Origin of the sequence: Pedobacter miscanthi (assembly GCF_032678605.1) — a bacterium.
Classification (GTDB): domain Bacteria; phylum Bacteroidota; class Bacteroidia; order Sphingobacteriales; family Sphingobacteriaceae; genus Pedobacter; species Pedobacter miscanthi_A.
Genome location: NZ_JAVTSU010000053.1, coordinates 1 through 1,822, shown reverse-complemented (window position 1 = coordinate 1,822; position 1,822 = coordinate 1). Strand labels below are relative to the sequence as shown.

2 protein-coding genes are annotated in these 1,822 nt (G+C 40.2%); both read right to left on the bottom strand.

The genetic code is table 11. The features are described from left to right. Positions 1-489: Crp/Fnr family transcriptional regulator (locus R2R28_RS29000; RefSeq protein ID WP_316829152.1), on the bottom strand; the 489-nt coding region annotated here is incomplete at its 3' end. A 279-nt stretch (positions 490-768) separates the two neighbouring features. After that, the coding region (locus tag R2R28_RS28995) for a carboxylesterase family protein (protein ID WP_316829151.1) at positions 769-1,822 on the bottom strand (1,054 nt) is incomplete at its 5' end.

The following is a 1,822-nucleotide window of genomic DNA, read 5'->3' as shown; positions in this document are numbered from 1 at the left end:
CAATAGGGGATACTGTTCCAAAAAGGTTTGATAGCGCTCATCTGCTGTTGAGCTGATGTTCTGCAACACCCTTTGCTGAAGTTCTATCACCTTATTTTCGGCGATTACGCGGAATATGCGGTCGAATTTTGGATGGTTATGATAAAGGTAAACCAGATTCACCGCATCAATCTGTAAGATTATCGAAGGTTCTATTGCTTCAATATAAAGCTGACTGGCTTTACCGGAATGAAAACTACCGATATCCGCTATCCATTCATTTTCTGCGGCAAATTGAATATTGTGTTCGGTTCCGTTATCATCTACACCATACATTTTGAAACAGCCTGACACTACAAATGTATAATGCTTGCAAATATCGTTTTCCTGTAGAATGAACTGCCTACGTTTGATTTTTCTTTCAATTACGCGTTGTTGTAACTCATTCTTTTCTATATCCTTCAAAGGAATAAAACGGGCAAAGTAAGAGAAGAGTTGCTCTATGGGCATGACATTGCGTTTGATAGATACAAAGTAAGGCTTTTGATATCAATTTACAGTAAGTTCTTTTCGCATTGTTACTGACAAGTGGATTAAAAAGAATTATTAACTGCTAAATCTGGTATTTTGGTTGTTTGGAAGACTGCTATCGCTGAAATTCCCACTTAAGTGGAAAGACAGGAGATCATTCCAAATATCTGGTTTATGGTTCTAACAAGACAATTGCATCTGAGGAAATTTTCTGCTAAATTACGATGAACAGCAATTTTAACCTTGACTCTGATTAATCTATTCTTCCTTTTTGAGACTTTCAAGTAAAAGAAATCGTTTATTGTTCTGCTCTGTTTCAATGACGCTTTCTGTCTGTATCCTGATGAATTTCCGGTTTTCTGTTCGCCTGTAGGCCGGCCATTCCAATAGACTTGTGCTCTGGAGACTCAGGCTGTTTGGGTTTCCATTTTTTATAAAATTAACAAAATAGCTTTGCATCTGTTCTGATACCTGATAATCACTTGCTCTCCATGCGTAATTGTCCTGAACATCAAGATTGCCAAGGACGTACTCTATTTCTGAAGCGTGAAAGGCCGTTCCAGATATGGTCCTGTTGATTAGCTTTTTAATCAGCACCTGAAAAAAGTTTCCTTCCCTGATTGTTCTACGGTTCAATCCCGGATGGGGATGTGCAAAAAGGTACCGGTAAACCGGTGCAGATGTGTTTTGGGCGTGAAGCTCGGCCAGCTTCCAGCTGCTATAATTAATCAGACGGTCACTCATCAGCTCAACTGATACATTTTTTATCTCAGCTTTCGTACCTGATGGATAAAGTTTAAGTACCTCTGCTGACTTCTCTCCATATATTTTCTTTACGGCTCTATCGTAATTTTTTGCATTTATTCTTCTAAGGCGGAATAATGCGGCGGCAGGCACTTCCTGTGCATTCCAACCCAGCAGAAGTGGTACTTTTGCCTGCATGCCTTTGCTGAATGTTTCTTCTGGCATTTCAGTAAGAAAATAACCGTCAATCGTTGGTTTAAAGCGCCGGGGATTTTCTTTATCTACGATTTTTAGTAATTTTTTTGCACTTATTGAACGAAGATCATCAATTGAAGCTGATTTGGCAAGCACCGAAAGTTCAGTTCCCATCGCTTCAGATTTTTTAAGTGACAGAACCATAGGTCTGATATCTAGCAATGAGCCGCTTTCGGCGATCGCAGATGAGAATAATCCCTTCGATAGTGGAGAGGCCATGAGCGCACTGACCGATTGCGCGCCGACGGATTCACCTCCGACCGTAATCCGTTTAGCATCTCCACCGAAAGCTTCTATATTTTCTTTTACCCAT